This is a genomic window from Castellaniella defragrans, assembly GCF_014203015.1.
Lineage (GTDB): Bacteria > Pseudomonadota > Gammaproteobacteria > Burkholderiales > Burkholderiaceae_B > Castellaniella > Castellaniella defragrans.
Map to the genome: position 1 here is coordinate 1 of NZ_JACHIB010000022.1, position 19,111 is coordinate 19,111.

Sequence of the window (19,111 nt, forward strand, 5' to 3'; positions counted from 1 at the left end):
TAGCGGCGCGCGGCCTCGTAGGCGCCCTGGGCCGCGCCCACCGAGCAGGTGGCGATGTTGATGCGCCCGCCGTCCAGGCCCTTCATGGCGAAGCGAAAGCCCTCGCCTTCCTCGCCCAGGCGGTTTGCCACCGGCACCCGCACGTTCTCGAAGGTGATCGGGCGCGTGGACTGGCTGTTCCAGCCCATCTTGTTTTCCTTGCGGCCGTAGGCGATGCCGGCGCTGTCGGCGGGCACCACCAGGGCGGAGATGCCGCGCGCGCCCTCGCCGCCCGTGCGCGCCATGACCACCAGCACGTCGGTGTCGCCCGCGCCCGAGATGAAGGCCTTGGCGCCGTTCAGGACGTAGTGCTCGCCCTCGCGGCGCGCGCTGGTGGTGAGCGAGGCGGCGTCCGAGCCCGCGCCGGGTTCGGTCAGGCAGTAGGAGGCGAGCTTTTCGCCACTGGCCAGCAGCGGCCCCCAGTGCTCGCGCACGCCGGGCTGGGCCCAGGAGCCGATCATCCAGGTGGCCATGTTGTGGATGGTGATGAAGGCGGTGGTGGAGGGATCGACGGCGGCCATCTCCTCGAACACCAGCGTGGCGTCCAGCCGCGGCAGGCCCAGCCCGCCGATGGATTCGGGCGCGTACATGGCGCAGAACCCGAGCGCGCCGGCCTTGGCGAAGGCCTCGCGGGGGAAGATGTGTTCCTCGTCCCACTGCGCCGCGTAGGGGGCCAGTTCCCCCTGGGCGAACTCGCGGGCGGCCTGGGCGAAGGCCTGTTGCTCCTCGGTGAGGCGAAAATCCATGGTGCGTCTCCTTGCCGCGGCCGTGCCGATCCGGGGGGATGGCTCAGGCCAGCGCCGCGGTCAATTCCGGGACGGCGGCGAACAGGTCCGCCGCCAGGCCGTAGTCGGCGACCTGGAAGATCGGGGCCTCCTCGTCCTTGTTGATCGCGACGATCACCTTCGAGTCCTTCATGCCCGCCAGGTGCTGGATGGCGCCCGAGATCCCGATGGCGATGTAGAGCTGCGGCGCGACGATCTTGCCGGTCTGCCCGATCTGGCAGTCGTTGGGGGCGAATCCCGCGTCCACCGCCGCGCGCGAAGCGCCCAGGGCGGCGCCCAGCGCGTCGGCGAGCGGTTCGAGCACCTCGCGGTACTTTTCCCCGCTGCCCAGGCCCCGTCCGCCGGACACGATGATGTCGGCGGACACCAGCTCGGGGCGGGCGCTGCGCGTCAGTTCGCGGCGCGTGACGGTGGCCAGGCCCAGGTCCGGCCCGGCGGCGAGCGCCTCGATGGCGGCGGCGCCGCCCGGTCCCGCCGGCTCGAAGGCCGCGCACCGCACGGTGATCGCCTTGACCGGATCGCCGCTGCGGACCGTGAGCAGCGCGTTGCCGGCGTAGACCGGACGCACGAAGGTGTCGGCGGATTCGACGGCGACGATGTCCGAGATCTGCGCCACGTCGAGCAGCGCCGCGATCCGCGGCATCAGGTTCTTGCCGTGGCTGGAGCCCGGCGCGACGATGTGGCTGTACTGCGCCGCGTGCTGGACGACGAGGGCGGCGATGTTCTCGGCGGTCTGCGTCCCGTAATGCGCGGCGTCGGCCACTCGCACCTTCGAGACGCCGGCAATCCCGGCCGCCTGGGCCGCGGCGGCGGCGCAGTCCGCGCCGGCCAGCAGCACGTGGACGTCGCCGCCCATCCGCACGGCGGCGGTCACGGCGCTGCGCGTCATGCCGTGGATCGATCGGTTGTCGTGTTCGGCAATGATCAGGATCGTCATTTTCAGATCACCTTCGCTTCGTTCTTGAGTTTGTCCATGAGTTCGGCCACGTCGGCGACGCGCGCCCCGGCGGCGCGCCGCACGGGTTCCCGGGTCTTGACGATTTCCAGCCGGGGCCTCGTGTCCACGCCCAGCCCGTCGGCCGGGAGGACATCCAGCGGCTTTTTCTTGGCCTTCATGATGTTGGGCAGGGTGGCGTAGCGCGGCTCGTTCAGGCGCAGGTCCGTGGTGACGATCGCGGGCAGCCGCGCCTCCAGGGTTTCCAGGCCGCCGTCGATCTCGCGGGTCACGGCGATGCGGTCCTGCGAGACCTCCACCTTGGAGGCGAAGGTCGCCTGCGGCCATCCCATGAGGGCGGCCAGCATCTGCCCCGTCTGGTTCGCATCGTCGTCGATCGCCTGCTTGCCGCAGATCACCAGCCGCGGCGTTTCTCGCGCGCAGACCGCCGCGAGCAGCTTGGCCACGGCCAGGGGCTCCAGGCGGGCCTCGGTCTGGACCAGGATGCCGCGGTCCGCGCCGATGGCCAGGGCGGTGCGCAGGGTTTCCTGGCAGGCGGCCGCGCCGCAGCTCACCGCCACGACCTCGCTGGCGATTCCGGCCTCCTTCAGCCTGACCGCCTCCTCGACGGCGATTTCGTCGAACGGGTTCATGGACATCTTGGCGTTGTCCAGATCCACGTCCGTTTCGTCCTTGCGGACGCGGACCTTCACGTTGTAGTCAAGCACGCGCTTGACGGGCACCAGAATCTTCATGTTGCTCCCTTCTTTGCATGGATGTGGAATTCGGCGGTGGTTTCAGGCGGCCGCGGGCCGGCCGTGGCGCGGCATCAGAGCGATGCGCATAGCGTTTTCCATTGGGCTTCCAGCAGGGCGCGGTGTTGCGGCGCGGCGATCGCCATGAGCCGCTGCGCGCGCTGCGGAATGGATGCCCCCCGCAGGTCGGCCACGCCGTGCTCCGTGACGATGAGGTCCGCGACGTGCCGCGGCGCGCCGACGAGCGCGCCGCCGGAGAGCCTGGACACGATGCGGGATCGCGCGCCCGCGGCCGCCGTGGACAGCAGCGCGAAGACCGCGCGGCCGCCCCGCGAGAGCCGGGCGCCGGCCGCGAACGCCGGCATTCCGCCCACGCCGGCCACCAACTGCCGGCCCAGCGTGTCGCAATTGACCTGCCCGAACAGATCGACCTCCAGGGCCGCGTTGATGGCGACGAAGTTGTCGATCGCCGCGATCCTGCGGGGGTCGTGGGTTTCGTCGACCGGGGCGAACAGGAAGGTGTCGTCCAGGGCGGCGCGCCGGTAGTAGTCGCGGTCGCCCAGCGCCACGCCCAGCGTCACGGCGGCCCGTCCCTCGATCACGCGCCCGTCGATGAGCGGCACCACGGCCTGCGTGGCCATGCCGGCGTGCAGCCTGAGCCCGCGGTGCCCGCGCAGCGCATCGAGCACCCCGGTGACCATCCTGCCGATGCCGAGCTGGATCGTGTCCCCGTCGCGCACCAGGCCGGCGATGTGCCCGGCCAGGGACGCATAGGACGCGGATGCCGGTTCGGCGGGGTAGGTGAGCAGGTCGGCCGGGGCCTCGATCACGGCGTCGCATTCGTCCAGCCGGACGTGGGCGGCTCCGTGCGTGCGGGGCATGGCCGGGTTGATGTGCGCGACCCTGCGCTTCGCCCTGGACCAGGCCGCCGGCGCGAAATCGTGGCATATGCCCAGGCTCGACCGGCCGGCCGGGTCCGGTTCGCTGGCCTGCACGACGGCCAGGTCGATCTCCAGCGAGCTCAGGTCCCGCCATGCGCCCAGATAGTCCGTGGGCAGGAGCTCGACGCGCTCGTCCTGGAAGCCGGGCCGGAAGGCGGGCGACATGAAATAGGCCCGCTGGCGGGCCCGCGGATGCAGGCCGACATAGGCGCCGTCGTTGATGCCGGGAAAGAACACGCCGACGAAGCGCACGTCGGCGGCCTTTTCCGGACGGGCGCGCAGGGCGTCGCGGAGGACCAGCGATTCGCCGGTCATGCCGGCGAGGAACACGGTCATGCCGGGTTCGAGCGTATCGACGATGGCCTCGGCCGAGCGTCGGGGCGGCGAGCCGATCATGGCCGGTCCTTCAGGCGCCGAGGCGGCCGATGATGGAGATGGCGCAGACGTTCTGGTGCGGATGTCCGCCCAGGTTCTGCGTCAGCCCGAGGTCCGCCTTGGGCAGCTGGCGTTCGCCCGCGCGGCCCAGGATCTGCTGGTAGAGTTCATAGACCATGCGCAGCCCCGAGGCGCCGATGGGGTGGCCGAAGCACTTCAGGCCGCCGTCCACCTGGCAGGGGATCGCGCCGCCGCGATCGTAGCGGCCGTCCAGGATGTCGTAGGGCGCGCGGCCCGGGTCGCTCAGGCCGAGGCTTTCCATCAGCACCAGCTCGGTGATCGAGAAGCAGTCGTGCACCTCGATCAGGTCGAGCGCGGCGCGCGGATCGTCGATGCCCGCCTCGCGGTAGGCGCGCGCCGCGGCGACTTCGGCCGTGCGGATCGAGGCGCCGTCCCAGGTGTTGAACTGGGCCTCTTCTCCGTTGGAGACCGCCACCTGCAGCGCCTTGACGGTGACCATGTCGCGCCGGCCGAGCCTTTTCGCGGTTTCCACCGTGGTGACGATGGCGCAGGCCGCGCCGTCGCTCACCCCGCAGCAGTCGTAGAGCCCCAGCGGGGCGGCCACCGTGGGCGCCTTCAGCACGTCCTCGATGGTGATGCGGTTGCGCAGGTGGGCCTTGGGGTTGAGCGCCGCGTTGTCGTGGCTCTTGACGGACACGTGCGCCATCGCGCGCTTCAGGTCTTCGAGCGAGATGCCGTAGCGGGCCTGGTACGCGGTGGCGAGTTGGGCGAAGGCGCCCGGCGCCGAGGCGTTCGGCTGCCAGAGGTCGGGCACGATGCCGCGCGTGCGCACCGGCAGGCCGCCGTATCCGGTGTCCTTGAGCTTCTCGACCCCGAGCGCGAGGGCGACGTCGTACGCGCCCGAGGCGACGGCGTAGACCGCGCCGCGCAGCGCCTCGGTGCCCGTCGCGCAGGCGTTCTCCACGCGGGTCGCGGCGATGAAGGGCAGGCGCAGGCCCTGGGCCAGGGGGCCGGCGGTCTTGCCGACGTTGTTTTCCTCCAGGCACACGCCCAGCCAGGCCGCCTCGATCTGGTTCTTCTCGATGCGGGCGTCCGCCAGGGCCTCGGAATAGGCTTCGAGCATCAGGTCTTCGGCGTTGTCCGACCAGCGCTCGCCGAAGCGCGAGCACCCCATGCCGAGAATGGCGACGCGGTCGCGGATTCCAGTGGCCATGCTCATTCTCCAGCCTTGTGTTGGGGGCGCACTTTCCAGAAATAGCGCCTGTAGCCGCGCGCGGCGTCGAAGTCCTTGATGCGGAATACCGTCTCCAGCGGCAGGCCGACGGCGAGCTCGCCGGGGTCGCAATCGACGAATTCCATGAGCACCCGGGCCCGGCTCTCGAATTCGACGTGGCCGAACATGAAGGGCGGGCAGGGGCGGTAGGACAGCCAGTCGCAGGTATAGCTGCGGATCCGCACCGGCTCGTCCGCGAAGCGGTGCGGGGTCTGCGTGTCGGTCGCGCCGCAGGCCGGATTGACGCAGATCCGTCCGGCGGGGAACTGGGTGGTGCCGCACTGTCCGCAGCGCCCCCCCTCGAACCGGTTCGTCATCGCCGCGGCGCGCCAGGCGGCCGACAGGGCGGTCTTGTTGTCCATTTCGGCGCGCATCCCCCAATCCGGCTGGAGCTGGCCGGTGAAGGAGAGGTATTTGAGGTACTGGCTTTCGGCGCGTCCGCCCCCGAGCCAGTCCGGCTCGGGCGGGCGGGACGCGATCTCGGGGCGGGTCTCCAGCACCAGCACGTCGCAGCCGCTGCTGAACTGCGCCACCACGATCCGCTCGCCGGGGCCGGCCTGGGCCAGCACGCGCGCCAGCATCAGCAGCGGGTGGGCGGTTCCCGTGTCGCCGCATTCCTCGTGCAGGGCGCCGTGGACGGCTTCGGGACGGATGCCCAGTTTCTTCGCCAGCAGGGCGGCGCTGCGCGGCAGCGTGTCGGGCATGACGAAATGATCGATTTCCCCGGCTTCGATGCCTGCCGTGCCGAGCGCCCGCCTGACCACGGGAGGCACGAGCTTGGACAGGCCCTCGTCGCGGATCCAGCGTTCCTCCCAGCGGTAGTCGCCGTGGCGGTCGCTTTCGCGGAAATGGTCGACGAAGTCGGCGGTCGTGCTGGCCGCGCCCAGCAGCACGGCGATCGGCCGGCCTTCGCCGACCAGCAGGGCGGCGGCGCCGTCGCCGAAGCGGAGTTCGGCGGTGCTGGCCGGGGGCGGAATGCGGCGGTCAGATGCGACGATCAGCGCGTTGCCGGCGCCGGCCTGCAGGGCGGCCATGAGCGCCGTGCTGCCCGCGCGCAGGCTGCCGCCGGTGTCGTGCGCGCCCACGGCGGCATCGAGGCCCAGCGCCGCGCCGACGATGGCGGCGTTGAGCCGATCGGCGAAGGGCAGGCTGGTCGAGGCGAGGACCAGCGTATCGACTTTCGCCGGCCGGTCTTTGCCCAGCGCGGCGCGGCCCGCCTCGACGGCCATCGTGACGGCGTCCTCGTCCCAGTGGGCGATGGCGCGCGCGCCCTGCGCCAGCGCCTTGAGCCCCGGCGCCATCCAGCGGTGCGCATCGGCCACGGCCCGGCGGTCGAGCCGCAGGCGCGGGACGTAGGCGCCGATCGACAGGATCCCGCGCCTGGTTTCCTGGGGGGCCTTATGGCTGCGTTCGCTCATCGTGCGTCCGTTCGTGAAGTCCCTCGGCATCGGGCAGGCCGCGCGTGATGGGCGAGCCGGCCGACAGGTCGGATTGCGTGACGTGGTCCAGGTAGGCGGCGGGCCAGAACGTCTCGACGTGGCCCACGCCCGGCACGCCGTCGATGGCGATGCGCATGGAGTTCTCGTGCATCATGACGCCCGGGCTGACCGCGAAGGGGTAGGTGGCGAAGGTGTCTCCGGTCACCACGGTCTCGCGCCCGAGCTTGTCCTGTACGACGACGTGGATGCGGGTGGGCACCAGTTGCGCGTCGTGCTCGAAGCGGAAGTCCACCGCATCGACCTCGCAGGTCTCGCCGTCGCGCAGGACGTAGCCGCGCAGCATGGTGCGGCCCAGGGCGTGCAGTTGCCAGAAGTGGACGGCGCGGTCCGGCCCCGCCTGCGCTTCCAGCCATTTCCAGTGCTGCGAGAACAGCCAGTTGCGCGTGCCCCAGGAGTGGTCCCGATGGCCCATGGTCTCGAAGGGGATCGATTTGCCGTCGAGCGTCAGCGTGCCGCTGACCTTGCCGCTCTGTTCGATGCGGTTGTCGGCGACCCATCCCGGGCAGCCGTCCGGGTGGCTGCCGTAGGCGTAGGCCGGATGCACGGCCTCGAAGCGGTAGTCGAGCGCCGCGCGGCCCGCCGCGGCCGCCCGCACCTCGGCCGTTTCAAAGGGACGGCCGTGGCGCACGTGGACTTCGCCGACGCGCCAGTCGTCGAATCCGGCGGACGCCGGGACGTCGATGCCGTCGTGGATTTCCACCAGCGGCGCGCCGATGGCCGGGCCGTAGACGACGAAGGCGGAGCCCGCCTTGCCCAGTCCGCTGACCCAGGTGTAGACGAAGCAGGCGACGTCGTGCTCGGGCAGCTGGAGCATGAACACCAGGGATTCGCGCGCCAGGGGCTCGGCGGGCAGCAGATGGCGCCGATCGTGCGACGGATCGACGGGAGGCCAGGTCTGGCCCGGCGGGGTGCGGTCGTTCATTGCGCTTCCTTCTCCGGAGGGTGCCGCGGCATGCGGCTGGGCGGCATGCCGCGGCGATCGGCGTCTGGGTGGGTTACGCCGATATTGTCACCTATAATATAGTATGCGTCAATACTTGTTTCGGGCATGCTCCGGTGCATAATTATGCTTTCCGCCATGATGGCTGCACGTTCCGCCCTGATGGCGCCCTGACCCTGTCCCACGTCCTTGCCCGTTCCGGACCGATGCCGTCCCCGAAGACCGATCCCCCCCGCCGCGCGCCGACCGATGCGAGCTTCCTCGAACTGCTCGGCTTCTTCTATCCGATCCACTACCGGATCGGCATGGCGCTCGAACGCTGCATGACGCAGGGCAGGCTGTCGCGCCAGCAGGTCGCGATCATCTGGCTGATCGAATCCGAGGCCGGCCCGTACGGCTGGGTACGGCGCAAGCACATCGAGCAGGCGCTGGGCGACTGGTTCGAGTCGCGCAACTCGCACGTCACCCAGCTGCTGCACGACCTGTCCCGGCCGCCTCTGGCGCTGGTCGTGCAGAAGACCAATCCGGATTCGGGGCGGGAAAAGCTGGTGGCACTGACCGATGCCGGCCGCAGCTACTTCGAGACCATGGTCGGCGCCGCGATCGATTTCTTCAGGGAACTGCTGCCGCATCTGTCCGACCGGGAACTGCGCGACGGCGTCCGCTTCCTGGGCCGCGCCTTCGGTCCGCCGACGCTCCCGGATCGCTAGGGAGGAAGGGGAGGGCGGACCTCTTGCGAGGGAGCGGGAACCCCTGCCTCCCCAGGATGCCCTCCGCCAGGATTCCTTGCAGGAGGCCTTCTTGCAGGAGACGCCGTGCCGCGGGATTCCCCACCCGGACACTCTTGACAAGATTGTTCAAAAATTTAATAATCAGCAGGCATACATAAATTGCCTCATCCGTTTTCCAACAGACCGACAAGGCACGATCAGGAGACATGCCATGAATACTCCATCCAGCCCGGCGCTCGGCAGCCATCTGCCGGACGATGCCGCCGTTCCTCTCGCCCCTCGTCCCCCCGTGCTCGGCAACGAGGCCTATTTCCGCTATTGGCGGCTGTGCGCCGCCATGGGGCCGGTCTTCCTGGCGGCCTTCCTGATCTTCTGGGGGGCGCTGGGACACAACATTCCCCCCATTCCGGCCGATCGCACGGCCGACCAGATGGCGGAATTCTTCCGCAGCCACTACAACGAGGTGCGCGCGGGCATGGCCGGCGCGATGCTGTTCGGCGTGCTCTACCTGCCGTGGACCCTGTCCATTTCCCGGGTGATGGCATGGATCAATCCGCATGAAAACAACATCATGACCACCTTGCAGATGTGGGGCGGCGGCCTGACCGTGGTTCCCCTGGTGACTTCGTCGGTCTTCTGGATGACGGGCGCCTACCGGCCCGACGTACTCGACGCGGTCACTCTGCAGATGCTCTACGACCAGGGGTGGCTGCTGATCGACATGTTCTACGCCATCACCACGATCCCCATGGTCGCCATCGGCGTGGCCGGCTTGACCGACCAGCGCGACCGGCCGCTGTTTCCCCGTTGGGTGTGCTGGTATTCCATCTGGGCGGGGATCAGTTTCCTGTTCGAGCTGCTCATGCCCTTCTTCAAGTCCGGCCTGTTCGCACGCCAGGGCTGGCTGAACTTCTGGGTCGAGTTCGTGGTGTGGTTCGCCTACATCGTCCTGGTCACCTACTACGTGCTCAGGGCCATTCCGCGCCTGGAAGAAGAGCGCACGGCCCTCCTCGCCGGCGCCTGAGCGCCCATCTCATCGATCGGAGATCATCCTCATGACCGAAACCACGCTTTCGTCCGTCTCGTCCGTCTCGTCCATCAGGGACGCCATGAGCCGGCGGACACCGGGGCCGGCCGCCTCGCCCCGGGATCATCGGGTGTCCGGCGTCCTCGTCTTCATGCTCGCGGACATGATCGTCTTCACCATGATATTCGCCGGCTTCATGATCGAGCGAATGGGCCAGCTCGAACTGTTCAATCGGTCCGCGGCAACGCTCGACGTGCGCCTCGGCGTGCTCAACACCCTGATCCTCATCGCCAGCGGATTCCTGGTGGTCCTCGCGGTGCATGCCGCGCATGCGGGCCGCCGGGCCGCGACCCGGCGCTGGCTGCTGCTGTCGTTCGTCGTCGGCGCCGGCTTCGGCATCACCAAGATGACCGAATACAACGAGAAGATCTTCGGGCATGGCATCACCATGCATACCAATGACTTCTACATGTTCTATTTCACGCTGACCGGCGCGCACTTCTTTCACTTCGTCGCGGGCATGATCATCCTGGCGGCCCTGTGGTTCAAGGCGGGGCGCGACCCGGCCGACGCCCGGCTGTACAAGACGGTCGAAGCAGGCGCGCTCTACTGGCACATGGTCGATCTGCTCTGGATCTTCATCTTTCCCATGCTCTATCTCCTGGGGGCGTCGCAATGAATACCCATTCTTCCCTTCGTCCGGCCGTGCTGGTGTTCCTGTTCCTCGTGGGCGCCACGCTGGGCAGCGTCTGGCTTGCCGGCCACCAGGCTTTCGGCGGCCCATGGACCCCCGTGTTCGTCATGCTGGTGGCGTTCGTCAAGGGCCGCATGATCATGCGGCACTTCATGGAGCTGGCCCGGGCGCCCCTGGCCTGGAGCGCCACCTTCGAGATCTGGGGGATCGCCACCACGGCGGTCATCGCCGGCCTCTGGATCATGACCGCCACCGGAGGCTGAATCCGGTTCCGGCCCGCACTTTTCTCCTGCGCCGCCTCGGGGAGGGGGGTGATCCGGCTTGCGCAGCCGGCCTCGATGCGGCTTATGGCGCCCATCGCGCGATCGCACGATGGGCGCCTTTTTTTCATGATCCCAGGGCGCCGTCCGGATGCGCGCGCCTGTCTCGCCGCCGCCTTCGCAGTGCCGCCTTCCTTTTCAGGGCGAGAATCTCGTAGGGTACGGTATTTAAGCGTACAATTTTCGTTTGATCGTTGACCGGAATGACGCCGGCGATTTCCATTTGCAACCTCCAGGCCCCCCGGCTCAGGAAAGAGGGGATCGCACGCCATGAGCAACCAGGAAAGGAAAGGAATGTCCAACACGCCGAACGGTCGGAAGACCAAGGAAAGCACGTCCAGGGCGCCGGCCGCCCCGCGCGGCGCCCAGGCCGACCAGGATGCCTTGCGCACCGGGATCCGCCTCGGCTATCTGATCCACGACGTCTCGCGCATGCGGCGGACCGCTTTCGATCATCTGATGAAGCCGCTGGGGGTCACCCGGGCGCAGTGGTGGGTCCTGGCGCACCTCTCGCGCCAGGACGGCATGGCGCAGACCCAGCTGGCCGCCATCCTGGACGTGGGCAAGGCGAGCCTGGGCTCGCTGCTGGACCGCCTCGAAGCCACGGGTTTCATCGAAAGGCGTCCCGATGCCGTGGATCGCCGGGTGAAGCGCGTATTCCTGTCGCGCAGCTCCAGGCAGCTGCTGGAAGAACTGTCCGAGGTCGAAGCCCGCTTCAACGAACAGATCCTGTCCGGCCTGAGCGCCGAGGACCGCAAGTCCCTGATCCGCATGCTCACCCTGATCAAGAACGCCTTGTCCGACCTGCCGCTCGACGAGCTCTCCGAGACGATGGCCCAGGAAACCAGCGCCGTCGAGTAGCGCTCTCCGCTTTTCCCCCGCCTTTCCCCGCCTGCGCGGATGGCGCGACCCCCGCGCCGCGATTCGATTGAACACAATCATATTGTATGATACGATACTTTATGGTTAGTTTAATAAATTTGGATCGGGGGTCCGCATGCCGTCATGTGATGTCTTCGTAGTCGGTGCGGCGCGTACCGCCATCGGCAGTTTCGGCGGGGCGCTGAAGGACGTGCCGCTGCGCGATCTGGCCGCGCGCGTCCTGAAGGAATCGCTGGATCGCAGCGGGGTGCCCGCCGGCGAGGTCGGGCACGTCGTCTTCGGCAACGTGATTCCCACCGAGCCGGCGGATGCGTACCTGAGCCGGTTCGCCGCGCTCGAGGCGGGCCTGCCCGACACGACCCCGGCCTTCAACGTCAACCGGCTGTGCGGCTCCGGCCTGCAGGCCATCATCTCCGCGGCCCAGGTGATCCATGCCGGCGACGCCGACGTCGCCGCGGGCGGCGGCGCCGAATCCATGAGCCGGGGCCCCTACCTGCTGCCGGCCCAGCGCTGGGGCGCGCGCATGGGGGATTCGGCGGTCGTCGATTACATGAACGGCATCCTGCACGATCCCTGGGACGGCGTCCATATGGGGATCACGGCGGAAAACGTCGCGCGCCGCCATGGCATCACGCGCCGGATGCAGGACGAACTGGCGCTCGAAAGCCAGCACCGCGCGCAGCGCGCGATCGAGGAAGGCCGCTTCCAGGGCCAGATCGTGCCGGTCACGGTCCCGACCCGGAAAGGGCCGGTGGTCTTCGACCGCGACGAGCACGTCCGGTCGGGGCTGACGCTCGAACAGCTCGCGGCGATGAAGCCCGTGTTCCAGAAGGACGGCACCGTGACCGCGGGCAACTCGTCGGGGATCAACGACGGCGCCGCCGCCGTGATCCTGGCCGGCACGCCGGCCGTGGCCAGGCTGGGGCTCGCGCCTCTGGCGCGGCTGGTCGGGTATGCGCATGCCGGGGTGGACCGCAGGTACATGGGCATCGGCCCCGTGCCCGCATCGCGCGCGGTGCTGGCACGGGCGGGGCTTTCCGCGCAGGACATGGACGTCGTCGAATCGAACGAGGCCTTCGCCGCGCAGGCCTGCGCCGTTTCCCGCGAACTGGATCTCGATCCCCTGCGCGTCAATCCGAACGGTTCGGGCATTTCCCTCGGCCATCCCGTGGGAGCGACGGGCGCGATGATCACGATCAAGGCGATCCACGAATTGCACCGGATCCAGGGGCGCTATGCCCTGGTCACGATGTGCATCGGCGGCGGCCAGGGCATCGCGGCGATATTTGAAAGGGTATGAACCGCCTCCGGGCGGATTGATGCTCCCGGCGATCGCGGCAAGGCGGCCCGCCGGGCGCGAAGGAGGACGAACATGCGGCTGGATGCCCGGCGTGGTTCCGTATTCCGGCCTTGGCAGAATATATAACTAATGTTGGCATCCTGAATATCGCAATGAAGCCGCATCCATGGTCATATAGAGGCCGTGGAATTCAAGGAAAAAATCTGCGAATTTTAATGAATCCATTTGATGGATCCAAGCACGTGGATAAACGGAAACACCCGTTCGGTTTATCCATCGTGTCCGGGTGGATATTTAAGGGACATAAACAGAAATGGCAAATCCGAAAAGCGAATATGACGTGATCATCGTGGGCGGCGGCCTGAATGGCCTCGCCACCGGGGCATATCTGCAGAAGGCGGGGCTCAGCGTAGGCATTTTCGAGCGCAGGGATGAATCCGGCACGTTTTGCGCCACCGAGGAGGTCCTGTTTCCCGGGGTCAAGCTGAATCTTCACGCCTCCCTGCTGGTGACCCACTTTGGCCCCGCCATGGTGGACCTGGAACTGGAAAAATTCGGCCTCGAACTGTGCAAGCCGGCCGGGGCCGAATATGGCTATTTTTATCCGTTCCTGGACGGCAATGCGGCGATGTTCGCCCATTACGATGCGCGCAAGACCTATGAAATGTGGCAGCGGATTTCCCCCAAGGACGCCGAAACCTACCGCAAAGTGGCGAATTTCCTGGGGCCGCGCCAGGACGTGATCCTGCAGCAGGCGCTCTGTTCCAAGCATACCGACGAAAGTTTCCTGCAGTTTCTGGATGAATTCAGCGACGTCCCGGTCTTCCCGAAAGACTGGCTCTTCATGAGCGGATTTGAATTCGTCGAAAACCTGTTCGAGCACGAGCAGATCCGCGTGGGCCTGCTCAGCTCCGCCGCGATGGCGGCGGACGATCTCAAGAGCCGCCTGGCCGGCCCGCTGTCGATCCTGGCGGCGCTGTGCGGCTTCACCTCGAATTTCTATACGGCGCGCGGCGGCAGCCACGACGTGGTCCATGCGCTGGTCCGGTGCTTCGTCCTGCACGGCGGCAAGATTTTCTACAACTGCCCGGTCGAGAAAATCATCATCGAGGACAAGAAAGCGAAAGGCATCGTGCTGTCCAGTATTTCCTGCTACCCCGATGCCGAATTCAAGGCCGGCAAGGCCGTGATCAGCGACCTGAGCGCGCAGACCACCTTCCTCGGCCTGGTCGGCGAAGAGCATCTTTCGGTCTCCGCGCGCGCATCCCTGAAGCGCTACGATTATCGCGGCGGCACCCTGTTCACCAATTACTACGTGATGAACGAGCGTCCCGATTTCGCCTGCGCGCAGAAATTCCCGGAAGCCAACAATACCTATTCCTTCAATTTCGGCGCCGAAACCGTGGACCAGGCCGCCGATCTGTTCGACCGCTGCGACGTGCGGGGCGTGCTGCCGGATCCTCCGGTGGCCTGGGGCGGTTGCGCCAATTACTGCATCGCCGACCCCACCCAGGCGCCCCCGGGAATGTATACGGTCATGTCCTGGTGCTTCGTGCCGTACAAGCTCAATTCCCTGGGCGGACCGGGGGCATGGGACGACATCCGGGAATCCTATGCGGACAAGGCCGAGGAAGTCCTGGTCCAGTATCTGCCCAACCTGAAGACCGCCAAGGTCGCGCGCTACGTGAACACGCCGCACGATTATGTGCGCCGCAATGCCCACTCGTTCGGCAACATGCACCCGAGCGGCGCCACCACCGAGGCGCAGATGTGGAGCTGGAAGCCGTTCGCCGGCTGCGATGCGCCGAGAACGCCGATCGACAGCCTGTACATCTGCCAGTCGATGGGCATGTCCAATTTCACCCACCTGGGCGCGGCCTACGTCGCCGCCAGCGAACTCATGGGCGACCTGGGGATCGAGCGGCCCGACTGGTGGCGGGCCAAGGCGATGGATGGCGCCAAGGAGCTCTGGCGGCGCGAGGGCGTCGAACGACGGACCAGTGTCGATTGAACGCAAACGAAACCTGACAGCTTCTGGGAGATGAATCCAAATGTCTGAAGTCAAACAATGCGATGTGGTGGTGATCGGGGCGGGGCACAACGGCCTCACGACGGGCGCCTACCTGGCCCGGGCCGGCGCGAAGGTCCTGGTCGTCGAGCGGCGCCACGAAACCGGCGGCGCCCTGGTGACCGAGGAATTCTCGGGCTTCCGCTTCAATCTGCATGCCACCTACATGATGATGCTGGACGTGGCGCCGCCGTATAAGGATCTGGGACTGGAGGCCGACGGCTGCGTCTACATCCGGCCGGACGTGGCGGCCTCTATCCTGAAAAAGGACGGCACGGCGGTCACGCTGCACGGCGACCTGGAAAAGAGCGTCGAGTCGATCCGCAGGATATCCCCCCGCGATGCGGAGCGCTTCCGCGAGATCTATCTCGAATACAAGCAGATGTCCGATGAATATCTGATACCGGCCACCTATGGCAAGCCCGTGGGTTCCGCGCAGCTCGCCGGCACCTACATGGAAACCGAACTCGGCAAGAAAATCCTCGAGGTCTCCGAACTCACGCCCTATCAGATCTGCCAGAGCTGGGGATTCGAGACCCCCGAACTGGGCGCCCTGCTGCTCTACCTGATCTGCATGTGGGGCATCGATCCCACCGAGACCAACTCCAGCTACCTGGTGCCGCTCTACTTCAACCGCATGCTGAACGCCACGCTGGTGCGCGGCGGCTCGCACCGCCTGTCCTCCACCCTCCAGAAGGCCGGGATCCTCGCCGGCATGGAAGTGATGGAAAACCACGAGGTCAAGCGGATCATCATGGAAGACGGCGCCGCCGTCGGCGTGGAAGTCGCCCCCACCGGCACGGACGGGCCGCTGATCAGGATCGACGCCAAATCCATCGTGACCTCCACGGATCCCACCACCACCTTCGGCACGTTCATCTCCGAAGAAGAAATGCAGCAGCGGTCCAAGCTCTGTCTCAATACCGCCCGCAACTGGGAATGGGAGCACAGTTCCCTGTTCCTGTGCCACCTGGGCCTGCGCAAGAAGCCCCGCTTCAAGGCCGAGGACCAGGACCCCGCCGTGCAGACTGCCTTCATCCGGGTGTTCGGCGTGGAGTCCCCCGAAGACGTCGTGAAGCACTTCAACGAAGTCATGGAAGGCCACCTGCTGCACGACATCGGGCACGTGACGTTCACCACCGACCTGGATCCCAACCAGGCGCCCCAGGAAACCGAGCCGGGCAGCGCGGTGGCCCGGATCGAGGCGGTCGTGCCCTATGCGCCGGCGCAGGGGGACTGGGCCGACGTCGCCGGCCCGTACGGCGACCGCCTGATCGCCAAGCTGGCGGAATACATGGTCGATTTCGACCCGGCCGACATCATCCGGCGCTACCAGTACACGCCCGTCTACATCGAAATGAAGATCCCGCAGATGAAGCGCGGCTCGTTCAAGCACGGCGCGTACGTCATGACCCAGATGGGCTATTCCCGGCCGAACGTGCAATGCTCGTCCAACAAGACGCCCATCAAGGGCCTGTACGTCTGCGGCGCCAGCACCTTCCCGGGCGGAATGATCACCTTCGGCGGCGGATACAACGCGGCCAAGACGGTGGCCCAGGACATGGGGCTGAACATCTGGTGGACCGAGCCCGACGAGGTCATCGCCGCCCGGGAAAAGGGGCTCCTCCTATGATCGTCTGGTCCAGAGGCCTCGGGAAGCAGCGGCTCCCGATCGAACTCAAGGATTCCGCGCTGCGCAGGGAACCGGATCATCTGGCCATGGAAGGCATCATCGAGCCCGTGTTCTGGAATTACTCGATCAAGCTCAGCCCGCAGGACCTGCTGGCGTTCCTGAAACTTCTGACGCATCCGAAGACGATCGGCTTTCTCGCGGAGCGCGAAGGCATCCTGATTCCCTTCGTCGTCAAGCTGATCGCCGTGCTGCCCCGACTGGTCTTCAACGTCCTGACGGAAAAAACCATCGGGAAATTCCGCAGAAAGGAGGCGAAATGAATTTCTGGTCCGAAGGTCTGGGTGATCGGGAGCTGGTCATGGGGCTCGACCGCTCCAAGCTGGATCTCAACGAGAAAGGCATCCTCCTGACGGGCATCGTCGATGCGCCGGCGCCCTGGGAATACGAGGTGACGGTGCATCTGGACGACTGGCTCGCCATCCTGAATACCGCGACCAGCCGCGATGCGGGCGACTTCATCGCCCGGTCGGTCGGCTTCGGCGCCACGCTGAAGATGGGCTGGTACATCCTCAAGTTCATCGTGCTGCTCGGCCTGCGGCGCTTCCCGAGGATGCTGGGATTGATCCGGGTGAAGCAGCCTCAAGGGAGTGTCGAATGATGGTGAAAGTGACCTACGTGGATTCGGCGAACGTGTCCCGGACGATCGAGGTGGCGCCGGGCGTTTCGGTCATGGCGGCGGCCCGGTCCAACGACATCCCCGAGATCGAGTCCGATTGCGGCGGCGTGTGCACCTGCGCGGCCTGTCATGTGTATGTCGATCCGGACTGGGTGGACAAGACGGGCACGGCTTCCAAGGTCGAGAACGGGCTGCTGTCCCTGCAGGAGACGCGGCGGCCGAATTCGCGCCTGTCCTGCCAGATCACGCTCAGCGAAGCGCTGGACGGCCTGGTCATCCACACGCTGGAGCCGGAAGAATGAACCCTTCGTTTCCATCGCGGAAACGAAGGCGGGCCATGTCGAATGGGGCGTCAGTTCAACATTGGGTGAAGCAAGATGAATGCGAATGAGCGTGTCATCATCGTGGGGGCCGGCCATGCGGGGGCGACCGTGGCCATGCAGCTGCGGAAAATGGATTTTGCCGGGGACATCATCCTGCTGGGCGACGAGCGGTTCTCGCCCTATCAGCGTCCCCCGCTGTCCAAGGCCTATCTCGCGGGGGAAGAGGATGCCGAGTCCCTGAAGCTGTGGCCGGACGAGATCTACGAGAGCAAGGGCATCATGCTCGTGCAGAGCGCGACGGTGGCGGCCCTGGACCGTGCCGGGAAATACGTCCGGCTGGCGGACAAGACCGAGGTTTCCTACGATTGCCTGGTGATCGCCACGGGATCCCGGCCGCGGGAGATCGCCCTGCCGGGCATCCACCTGGCCGGCGTGCATCGCCTGCACACGATCGAGGACGCCGACGGCCTCAAGGCCGCGATCGGCCCCGGCAAGCGCGTCGCGCTCGTCGGCGGGGGATACATCGGCCTGGAGGTCGCCGCCAGCGTGGTGGGCCTGGGCGGCAGCGCCGTCGTCATCGAGCAGCAGGACCGGGTCCTGGCCGGCGTGGCCAGCGTTCCGCTGTCCGATTACCTGCGCCGCGCCCACGAGGACCGCGGCGTGGAGTTCCTGACGGGCGTGCAGGTCGCCCGCATCGAAGGCAGCAAGGGGCGCGTGACGGGTATCCGCCTGGGCGACGACCGTCTCGTGCCCTGCGACGTCGCGGTCGTGTGCGTCGGGGTCGTCCCCAATACCGGGCTGGCGGTCGCCGCCGGGCTGGACGGCGCGAACGGGATCGTGGTGGATCACGATGCCCGCACCGCCGATCCGGCGATCTTCGCCATCGGCGACGTGACCTGCCGTCCCATGCCGCTGTACGACGACCGCATGTTCTGCCTGCGCAGCGTGCCCAATGCGCTCGAACAGGCGAAGCAGGCCGCGGCCGCCATGATGGGCAAGCCTCGCCCCAAGCCCGAGGTGCCCTGGTTCTGGTCGCATCAGTTCGACCTCAAGGTGCAGATCGCCGGCGTGCCTTTCGATGCCGACGACCTCGTGCTGCGCGGCGACCCCGCGGCCGGGGCTTTCTCGGCCTTTCACATGAAAGACGGCCGGGTGCTCGCCGTCGAGACGGTCGATGCGCCGCTGGAATTCGCGGCGGGCAAGCAGATGATTCTGCGCAAGTCGGTGCTCTCGCGCGAGCAGCTCGTCGATCCGCGGGTGGAAGTGACCGCCCTGGCGGTATGAAAAAGGAGATCGTGCCGATGGCTTCGACCGCGCAATCCATCCGGAAAAGGCTGCCGGGCAGCGCAGGGTTCTGGTTCTTCATCGCAATCGATGCGCTGCTTTTCATCCTGCTCTTCGCGTCCTACGCATACGACCGGCTCGGCGATGCCGAACAGTTCCGGCGCGCCAGGGCGGCCCTGCATCCGGTTCCGGGGGCGATCGGCACGGTGCTGCTGCTGGCCAGCGCATGGCATGCCGTGCGCGCGGTCCATGCCGCCAGGGAGGAGGGCGCGGGCGTCGCGGGCGTCGTCTACAGCCGCCTGGTCCTGGCCCTGCTGTGGGGCGCCGGCTTCCTGGTGTGCATGTCCTTTCAATACGCGGGCCTGATCGGCGCGGGGGCCGGCCTGACGACCGGCGGCTTCCACATGTACTTCTTTTCCCTGACGGGCGCGCTGCTCGTCCATCTGCTCGCGGGCATGGCCGCCCTGATCATGATCGTGCGCAGGACGACCGACGAAGGCCTGCGGGACGGGAAATATCTCCGCTTCATCGAAAGCGGGGCCGTGTATTGGCAACTGGTGGTCCTGCTCTGGATCGCGGTCTTCGCGCTCCTTTACGTGTGGTGACCTACG

General features: G+C 67.1%; 20 protein-coding genes. 13 read left to right on the top strand and 7 right to left on the bottom strand.

Going from position 1 to position 19,111, the window contains the following annotated elements; all coding sequences use genetic code 11:
• From HNR28_RS16345 to HNR28_RS16375, 7 genes are all read right to left on the bottom strand, one after another.
• On the bottom strand, window positions 1–785 hold a 785-nt coding region (locus HNR28_RS16345; protein ID WP_184143057.1), incomplete at its 3' end, for an acyl-CoA dehydrogenase family protein.
• A 43-nt stretch (window positions 786–828) separates the two neighbouring features.
• Window positions 829–1,761 carry an electron transfer flavoprotein subunit alpha/FixB family protein gene (locus HNR28_RS16350; RefSeq protein WP_043683968.1) on the bottom strand — a complete coding sequence of 311 codons (933 nt, stop codon included), beginning with the start codon at window positions 1,759–1,761 and terminating at the stop codon, window positions 829–831.
• Window positions 1,762–1,763: 2 nt separating this feature from the next.
• Window positions 1,764–2,513: an electron transfer flavoprotein subunit beta/FixA family protein gene (locus HNR28_RS16355; RefSeq protein WP_043683966.1), complete on the bottom strand. Its 750-nt coding sequence runs from the start codon at window positions 2,511–2,513 to the stop codon at window positions 1,764–1,766.
• A 74-nt stretch (window positions 2,514–2,587) separates the two neighbouring features.
• The gene (locus HNR28_RS16360; protein WP_043683964.1) at window positions 2,588–3,850 is read right to left on the bottom strand and encodes an acetyl-CoA hydrolase/transferase family protein; all 1,263 of its coding nucleotides are present in this window, start codon (window positions 3,848–3,850) and stop codon (window positions 2,588–2,590) included.
• 10 nt (window positions 3,851–3,860) lie between these two features.
• Window positions 3,861–5,063: an acetyl-CoA acetyltransferase gene (locus tag HNR28_RS16365; RefSeq protein ID WP_043683962.1), complete on the bottom strand. Its 1,203-nt coding sequence runs from the start codon at window positions 5,061–5,063 to the stop codon at window positions 3,861–3,863.
• Window positions 5,064–5,065: 2 nt separating this feature from the next.
• Window positions 5,066–6,541: a 3-oxoacyl-[acyl-carrier-protein] synthase III C-terminal domain-containing protein gene (locus tag HNR28_RS16370; RefSeq protein ID WP_052355880.1), complete on the bottom strand. Its 1,476-nt coding sequence runs from the start codon at window positions 6,539–6,541 to the stop codon at window positions 5,066–5,068.
• Window positions 6,522–7,544 (bottom strand): DUF7064 domain-containing protein, encoded by a 1,023-nt coding sequence (locus HNR28_RS16375; protein ID WP_043683959.1) that lies wholly within the window; start codon window positions 7,542–7,544, stop codon window positions 6,522–6,524. Before HNR28_RS16375 ends, HNR28_RS16370 begins: the two co-directional genes overlap by 20 nt.
• Window positions 7,545–7,768: 224 nt before the next feature.
• On the opposite strand from HNR28_RS16375, the gene HNR28_RS16380 reads away from it, so the two are divergent.
• From HNR28_RS16380 to HNR28_RS16440, 13 genes are all read left to right on the top strand, one after another.
• A complete protein-coding gene (locus HNR28_RS16380) occupies window positions 7,769–8,272 on the top strand; it encodes a MarR family winged helix-turn-helix transcriptional regulator (RefSeq protein ID WP_043683956.1) in 504 nt (167 codons plus the stop codon).
• A gap of 232 nt (window positions 8,273–8,504) precedes the next feature.
• Window positions 8,505–9,317: a hypothetical protein gene (locus tag HNR28_RS16385; RefSeq protein WP_151023924.1), complete on the top strand. Its 813-nt coding sequence runs from the start codon at window positions 8,505–8,507 to the stop codon at window positions 9,315–9,317.
• Between the two features lie 31 nt (window positions 9,318–9,348).
• Window positions 9,349–9,999 carry a cytochrome c oxidase subunit 3 gene (locus tag HNR28_RS16390; protein ID WP_151023923.1) on the top strand — a complete coding sequence of 217 codons (651 nt, stop codon included), beginning with the start codon at window positions 9,349–9,351 and terminating at the stop codon, window positions 9,997–9,999.
• Complete coding sequence (locus HNR28_RS16395) at window positions 9,996–10,277, top strand: cytochrome C oxidase subunit IV family protein (protein WP_151023922.1); 282 nt, start codon at window positions 9,996–9,998, stop codon at window positions 10,275–10,277. The genes HNR28_RS16390 and HNR28_RS16395 overlap by 4 nt, the downstream gene beginning before the upstream one ends.
• Window positions 10,278–10,628: 351 nt before the next feature.
• The gene (locus tag HNR28_RS16400; protein WP_052355878.1) at window positions 10,629–11,195 is read left to right on the top strand and encodes a MarR family winged helix-turn-helix transcriptional regulator; all 567 of its coding nucleotides are present in this window, start codon (window positions 10,629–10,631) and stop codon (window positions 11,193–11,195) included.
• A 136-nt stretch (window positions 11,196–11,331) separates the two neighbouring features.
• A complete protein-coding gene (locus tag HNR28_RS16405) occupies window positions 11,332–12,516 on the top strand; it encodes an acetyl-CoA C-acyltransferase family protein (protein ID WP_043683947.1) in 1,185 nt (394 codons plus the stop codon).
• Between the two features lie 313 nt (window positions 12,517–12,829).
• On the top strand, window positions 12,830–14,527 hold the full coding sequence (locus HNR28_RS16410) for a phytoene desaturase family protein (protein ID WP_043683945.1): 1,698 nt from the start codon (window positions 12,830–12,832) through the stop codon (window positions 14,525–14,527).
• Window positions 14,528–14,567: 40 nt separating this feature from the next.
• Window positions 14,568–16,217: a phytoene desaturase family protein gene (locus tag HNR28_RS16415; protein ID WP_043683942.1), complete on the top strand. Its 1,650-nt coding sequence runs from the start codon at window positions 14,568–14,570 to the stop codon at window positions 16,215–16,217.
• The gene (locus HNR28_RS16420) at window positions 16,214–16,537 is read left to right on the top strand and encodes a hypothetical protein (RefSeq protein WP_043683940.1); all 324 of its coding nucleotides are present in this window, start codon (window positions 16,214–16,216) and stop codon (window positions 16,535–16,537) included. Before HNR28_RS16415 ends, HNR28_RS16420 begins: the two co-directional genes overlap by 4 nt.
• Window positions 16,534–16,875, top strand: a complete 342-nt coding sequence (locus tag HNR28_RS16425; protein WP_043683938.1) for a hypothetical protein — start codon at window positions 16,534–16,536, stop codon at window positions 16,873–16,875. Before HNR28_RS16420 ends, HNR28_RS16425 begins: the two co-directional genes overlap by 4 nt.
• Window positions 16,872–17,195 (top strand): 2Fe-2S iron-sulfur cluster-binding protein, encoded by a 324-nt coding sequence (locus tag HNR28_RS16430; RefSeq protein ID WP_242404200.1) that lies wholly within the window; start codon window positions 16,872–16,874, stop codon window positions 17,193–17,195. The genes HNR28_RS16425 and HNR28_RS16430 overlap by 4 nt, the downstream gene beginning before the upstream one ends.
• A gap of 75 nt (window positions 17,196–17,270) precedes the next feature.
• The gene (locus HNR28_RS16435) at window positions 17,271–18,500 is read left to right on the top strand and encodes an NAD(P)/FAD-dependent oxidoreductase (protein WP_151023921.1); all 1,230 of its coding nucleotides are present in this window, start codon (window positions 17,271–17,273) and stop codon (window positions 18,498–18,500) included.
• 17 nt (window positions 18,501–18,517) lie between these two features.
• Entirely contained in the window at window positions 18,518–19,105 is a 588-nt protein-coding gene (locus HNR28_RS16440) for a cytochrome c oxidase subunit 3 (protein WP_043687373.1), read from the top strand.
• Window positions 19,106–19,111 lie beyond the last annotated feature (6 nt).

Bases quoted from the DNA above. Each gene is read 5' to 3' on its own strand.
- HNR28_RS16350 (WP_043683968.1), bottom strand. From the start codon at position 1,761: ATGACGATCCTGATCATTGCCGAACACGACAACCGATCGATCCACGGC.
- HNR28_RS16355 (WP_043683966.1), bottom strand. From the start codon at position 2,513: ATGAAGATTCTGGTGCCCGTCAAGCGCGTGCTTGACTACAACGTGAAG.
- HNR28_RS16360 (WP_043683964.1), bottom strand. From the start codon at position 3,850: ATGATCGGCTCGCCGCCCCGACGCTCGGCCGAGGCCATCGTCGATACG.
- HNR28_RS16365 (WP_043683962.1), bottom strand. From the start codon at position 5,063: ATGGCCACTGGAATCCGCGACCGCGTCGCCATTCTCGGCATGGGGTGC.
- HNR28_RS16370 (WP_052355880.1), bottom strand. From the start codon at position 6,541: ATGAGCGAACGCAGCCATAAGGCCCCCCAGGAAACCAGGCGCGGGATC.
- HNR28_RS16375 (WP_043683959.1), bottom strand. From the start codon at position 7,544: ATGAACGACCGCACCCCGCCGGGCCAGACCTGGCCTCCCGTCGATCCG.
- HNR28_RS16380 (WP_043683956.1), top strand. From the start codon at position 7,769: ATGCCGTCCCCGAAGACCGATCCCCCCCGCCGCGCGCCGACCGATGCG.
- HNR28_RS16385 (WP_151023924.1), top strand. From the start codon at position 8,505: ATGAATACTCCATCCAGCCCGGCGCTCGGCAGCCATCTGCCGGACGAT.
- HNR28_RS16390 (WP_151023923.1), top strand. From the start codon at position 9,349: ATGACCGAAACCACGCTTTCGTCCGTCTCGTCCGTCTCGTCCATCAGG.
- HNR28_RS16395 (WP_151023922.1), top strand. From the start codon at position 9,996: ATGAATACCCATTCTTCCCTTCGTCCGGCCGTGCTGGTGTTCCTGTTC.
- HNR28_RS16400 (WP_052355878.1), top strand. From the start codon at position 10,629: ATGTCCAACACGCCGAACGGTCGGAAGACCAAGGAAAGCACGTCCAGG.
- HNR28_RS16405 (WP_043683947.1), top strand. From the start codon at position 11,332: ATGCCGTCATGTGATGTCTTCGTAGTCGGTGCGGCGCGTACCGCCATC.
- HNR28_RS16410 (WP_043683945.1), top strand. From the start codon at position 12,830: ATGGCAAATCCGAAAAGCGAATATGACGTGATCATCGTGGGCGGCGGC.
- HNR28_RS16415 (WP_043683942.1), top strand. From the start codon at position 14,568: ATGTCTGAAGTCAAACAATGCGATGTGGTGGTGATCGGGGCGGGGCAC.
- HNR28_RS16420 (WP_043683940.1), top strand. From the start codon at position 16,214: ATGATCGTCTGGTCCAGAGGCCTCGGGAAGCAGCGGCTCCCGATCGAA.
- HNR28_RS16425 (WP_043683938.1), top strand. From the start codon at position 16,534: ATGAATTTCTGGTCCGAAGGTCTGGGTGATCGGGAGCTGGTCATGGGG.
- HNR28_RS16430 (WP_242404200.1), top strand. From the start codon at position 16,872: ATGATGGTGAAAGTGACCTACGTGGATTCGGCGAACGTGTCCCGGACG.
- HNR28_RS16435 (WP_151023921.1), top strand. From the start codon at position 17,271: ATGAATGCGAATGAGCGTGTCATCATCGTGGGGGCCGGCCATGCGGGG.
- HNR28_RS16440 (WP_043687373.1), top strand. From the start codon at position 18,518: ATGGCTTCGACCGCGCAATCCATCCGGAAAAGGCTGCCGGGCAGCGCA.